We start from the raw sequence: 3,892 nt of genomic DNA, 5'->3' as shown, positions 1-3,892 counted from the left end.
CCGGGCTGGTCGCGATCGCCGTCGTCTCCGGGCTGCTGTGGTTCCTGATCCGGCACGACTCGACACCGGACGAGCCGATCGCGCAGCCGCCGGCGCAGAACACCGGGCAGTTCAAGTTCACGCTGGTCGCCGGGCCGGCGAAGACGACCGACTGCGCCGAGAAGTCCTACGGCAAGACGAAGGACTTCTTCGAGGCCAGCCCGTGCCGGTCGCTGGTCCGGGCGCTGTACACGACGGAGTCGGGCGGCGCGAAGGCGCTGGTGTCCGTGGCGCTGGTCGGCATGCCGGACTCGGGGCAGGCGAAGGCGCTCAAGGCGCTGACCGAGCAGGACGGCACCGGCAACGTCACGGACCTGGTGAAGGACAAGACGTTCGCCGGCACCGGCACCCCGAGCGTGAGCGGCAAGGACGCGGCGTACTCGTCGAAGGTCGACGGCACGAACACGACGATCGTGCTGGCCGACTTCTACGCCAAGCACAAGGACGAGAACCTGATCGAGAAGATCGCCGACGACGCCCTCCGCCTGTCGGCCGACCTCCACTCCTGACCCGAGCGCCCGCCGCCGGACGCTCGGGCCGGAAGGTCAGCCCGACTGGCCGGGCATCGCGATCGCCACCGGCTTCTCGCCCGCCTCGGAACGCCAGGGCGTGCCCCGGCGGGAGGCGGCGACCAGCGCGTGCAGCGCCGTCGTGCGCAGGCCCGCCTCGTCGGTGTGGTCGATCACCGCGAGCCACGCCGACGCGCAGTCCGCCTCGGCCGTCGCCACCACCTGCGACGCCGACTTCGCGTCCGTCACCGGGTTCTTCGGCACGTACGCCGCCTCGGGAGCCACCGGGGTCGCCCCGGCCGCCGCGAGCGTCGTCTGGAGGAAGTCGCGGCGCAGGGCGTGCTCCGCCGCGCCGCTCTTCTCCGCGTCCCCGAACTCACCCGGCAGGAACGCGCTGACCAGGCCGTACACCCACACCGCGGCGTGCTCGGCCGCCAGGGCCGCCTGCAGCGGGTCCACCGCCTCCGGCGGCACCGCGCCGGCCGGGGTGGTGCCCGGCTTGGGCGCGTCCTCGCCGGGGCCCAGCGCCGGGGCGATGCGCTGCAGCGACGCGCAGCCCGCCGCCACCGCGGCCACCAGCCCGGCGCGGTAGCGCGGGAGCCCGCCGACGAGGCCTTCGGCCTGTTTGCGCGCCGCGGCCAGGCGCTCCTTCAGATCGCCCAGCGCCGCCGGGGCCGGCGGCGCGGGGGACGGCGACGGGGTGGGCCGGTTCAGCCGGTCCACTTCGGACTTGAGGGCGGCCGCGTGTGCCGCGCGCGCGTCGGCGAGCTGGCCGGCGGCGTCGGCATCGGCGCCGTTGGCCAGCGCCCGCGCGGCGGCGGCGTCCGCCTGGGCGGCGGCCAGCAGCGGCTGCAGCGGGTCGGGGCTTTCGTCGTAGCCGGGCCCGCAGGCGGCGAGGGGAACGGCCAGTGCGGCCAGCGCCCCCGCACGGAGGGCGCCGCGGCGGGTCAGCTCGGTCGGTCTTCCGGTCACGCCGCCCCATCCTGCCAGGCCCCGGGGCGCCCCCGCCGCTCGCGCGGGGGAAGCGGGCGACCGGATAAGCTGGTCCACCACCGACCCGCGCAACCCGGTCCGAACCAAGGAGAGCCCCACGTGCCAGGAGAACTCGCCAGCCGGCTTCAGCCGATAGTGGCCGAAGCCGTCACCGCCGCGGGTTTCGACCTCGACTCGTTCGAGGTGCAGCAGGCCGGCCGGCGCCAGCTGGTCAAGGTCGTCGTCGACTCCGACGACGGGGTCGGGCTGGACGAGATCGCCGAGATCAGCCGCACGGTCTCGGCGACGCTCGACGAGAACGAGCACGTGCTCGCGAGCGCCTACACCTTGGAGGTCACCTCGCCGGGCCTCGACCGCCCGCTCACCCAGCCGAGGCACTGGCGGCGCGCGCGGTTCCGCCTGGTGAAGATCAGCCCGGCGGACGGCGCGCCGTTCGTCGGCCGGGTCGGTCACGCGGGCGAGGACGCCGCCCGCGTCCTGGCCGGCGGCAAGCTCCGCGACGTCCGCTACGCCGACGTGGCGAAGGCGGTCGTGGAGATCGAGTTCAAGCAGCCGCCCGCCGAGGACCTGAAACTGCTCGAAGACGACGCGTCCGGCATGATCGCTGCCGGTCAGGCCGAGACGGAGAAGGGGTCGAAGTGAACGTCGACATCGCCGCGCTGCGGGCGATCGAACGGGACAAGGACATCCCCTTCGAAACGGTGATCGAGGCCATCGAGACGGCCTTGCTCACCGCGTACAAGCACACCGAGGGCCACCAGCCGCACGCCCGCATCGACATCGACCGCAAGACGGGCCTGGTGCGCGTGCTCGCGCACACGCTGACCCACGACGGCCAGGTCGACGAGGAATGGGACGACACCCCGGAGGGGTTCGGCCGGATCGCCGCCACCACCGCCCGCCAGGTCATCCTGCAGCGGCTGCGCGACGCCGAGCACGAGAAGACCTTCGGCGAGTTCTCCACCAAGGAGGGCGAGATCGTCGCCGGCGTCATCCAGCGCGACGCCCGCGCGAACGCGCGCGGCATGGTCGTGGTCCAGGTGGGTGACACCGAGGGCGTGCTGCCCTCCGGCGAGCAGGTCGCCGGGGAGTCCTACGAGCACGGCAGCCGGATCAAGGCGTACGTGGTCACGGTGTCGCGCAGCAACCGCGGCCCGCAGATCACGCTCTCGCGCTCGCACCCGAACCTGGTGCGCAAGCTGTTCGCGCTCGAGGTGCCGGAGATCGCCGACGGGACGGTCGAGATCGCCGCCGTCGCGCGCGAGCCGGGACACCGCACGAAGATCGCGGTCAAGTCCACCGTGGCGGGCGTGAACGCCAAGGGCGCCTGCATCGGCCCGGTCGGCGCGCGGGTGCGCAACGTGATGAGCGAGCTGGCCGGCGAGAAGATCGACATCATCGACTACTCCGAGGACCCCGCTCGCTTCGTCGGGAATGCGCTGTCGCCCGCGAAGGTTGTGTCGGTACGAGTCGTGGACGAGCGGGCGAAGACCGCCCGCGTCGTGGTGCCGGACTTCCAGCTGTCGCTGGCGATCGGCAAGGAGGGCCAGAACGCCCGCCTCGCCGCCCGTTTGACCGGCTGGCGGATCGACATCCGCAGCGACGCCGCACCCGTGGACGACGAGGGTGATCAAGACCACGCCCGTCCGCCGCGGCCCGCCGCGACAACCGGTTCGGCTGAGTGAAGGTCGAAGCGCTAGACTCAGGAGTGGTTCGAAGCCCGCGGCGGGTAGCCGAGCACCAGCCCCACCGGATTTCCCCGGTGCGGACTTGTGTCGGCTGCAAGCGGCGGGCATTGATCGGTGAGCTGCTGCGCGTGGTCGCGGTGGCCGGGCGGGTGGTCGTCGACGAACGTCGGCGGCTGCCGGGCCGGGGGGCTTGGCTGCACCCCGACCCGGACTGCCTGGCCAAGGCCGAACGGCGGCGAGCCTTCCCGAGAGCCTTGCGGGCTCTCGGGGCGCTCGACGTTCGCGAGGTTCGCGAGCACGTCGGGCGCACCACCCCGCACCACGAGCCCGGGACGTCCCCGGGGTCGCGAGGAATCAAGGAAGCAGGTCGACCCGTCATGAGTCAGCCGTGAAGCTGAAGCCATGAGCGTCAGACAATAAGGACGAGGTCAGCGGGTTTTCCGCCTGGCCTCCCCTAGATGAGGAGAGTTGTGCCAGGCAAGGCCCGCGTACACGAGCTCGCGAAAGAGCTCGGCATCACCAGCAAGGACGTGCTCGCGAAGTTGAAGGAACAGGGCGAGTTCGTCAAGTCCGCGTCGTCCACGGTCGAGGCGCCCGTCGCCCGCCGTCTCCGCGACGCGTACGCCCCCAAGGGCGCCAAGAAGCCGGGACCCACCCCCGGCC

General features: G+C 72.7%; 6 protein-coding genes. 5 read left to right on the top strand and 1 reads right to left on the bottom strand.

Features of this window, described 5'->3' with window-relative positions:
• A partial coding sequence (locus tag CCN39_RS47570; protein ID WP_086853739.1) for a hypothetical protein occupies window positions 1–548 on the top strand: 548 nt, incomplete at its 5' end.
• Between the two features lie 36 nt (window positions 549–584).
• Here CCN39_RS47570 and CCN39_RS47565 read toward each other — a convergent pair.
• Window positions 585–1,520: a ferritin-like domain-containing protein gene (locus CCN39_RS47565; protein WP_086853738.1), complete on the bottom strand. Its 936-nt coding sequence runs from the start codon at window positions 1,518–1,520 to the stop codon at window positions 585–587.
• 120 nt (window positions 1,521–1,640) lie between these two features.
• Between CCN39_RS47565 and rimP the strand changes: the two genes are divergently transcribed.
• The 4 genes from rimP to CCN39_RS47545 form a co-directional block, all read left to right on the top strand.
• Window positions 1,641–2,183: a ribosome maturation factor RimP gene (gene rimP / locus CCN39_RS47560; RefSeq protein ID WP_086853736.1), complete on the top strand. Its 543-nt coding sequence runs from the start codon at window positions 1,641–1,643 to the stop codon at window positions 2,181–2,183.
• Window positions 2,180–3,226 carry a transcription termination factor NusA gene (gene nusA / locus CCN39_RS47555; protein WP_086853734.1) on the top strand — a complete coding sequence of 349 codons (1,047 nt, stop codon included), beginning with the start codon at window positions 2,180–2,182 and terminating at the stop codon, window positions 3,224–3,226. Before rimP ends, nusA begins: the two co-directional genes overlap by 4 nt.
• A 77-nt stretch (window positions 3,227–3,303) precedes the next feature.
• Window positions 3,304–3,621, top strand: coding sequence for a YlxR family protein (locus tag CCN39_RS47550; protein WP_086853732.1), 318 nt, complete (start codon window positions 3,304–3,306; stop codon window positions 3,619–3,621).
• A 78-nt stretch (window positions 3,622–3,699) separates the two neighbouring features.
• Window positions 3,700–3,892, top strand: a 193-nt coding sequence (locus CCN39_RS47545; protein ID WP_143264468.1) for a translation initiation factor IF-2 N-terminal domain-containing protein, incomplete at its 3' end; no start/stop codon positions are given.

It is taken from the genome of Amycolatopsis kentuckyensis (assembly GCF_002155975.1).
Taxonomy (GTDB): Bacteria; Actinomycetota; Actinomycetes; order Mycobacteriales; family Pseudonocardiaceae; genus Amycolatopsis; species Amycolatopsis kentuckyensis.
Note: the sequence above shows the minus strand (reverse complement) of the source record. Positions and strands in the feature narration are given on the sequence as shown.